1 protein-coding gene is annotated in these 326 nt (G+C 70.6%); it reads left to right on the forward strand.

The features are described 5' to 3' along the window. On the forward strand, positions 1-326 hold a 326-nt coding region (locus UK12_RS34525; RefSeq protein WP_045307179.1), incomplete at both ends, for a hypothetical protein.

Raw genomic sequence — 326 nt, forward strand, 5'->3', positions numbered from 1 at the left:
GCCCTGTGGCAGTACCACGGCAGTACGGCAACGGGCAACGCGGCGGACGCGGACGTCACCACGTACAGCTTCACCCTGGGCGGAGGCCGGACGTCGCGCACCGACTCGTCGGGCAACGCCTGGACGTACGCCTACGACCTGCGACGCCGTCAGGTGTCCGCGACCGATCCGGACACTGGCACGACGATGCAGACGTACGACGTCGCCTCCCGCGTCGCCTCCACCACGGACGCCACGGGCAACACGCTGGCGTACACCTACGACGTCCTCGGGCGTAAGACCGGGATGTACACGGCCGGCGTGGCGCCGGCCAACCAGCTCGCGGG

This window comes from Saccharothrix sp. ST-888 (assembly GCF_000955975.1).
Taxonomy (GTDB): domain Bacteria; phylum Actinomycetota; class Actinomycetes; order Streptomycetales; family Streptomycetaceae; genus Kitasatospora.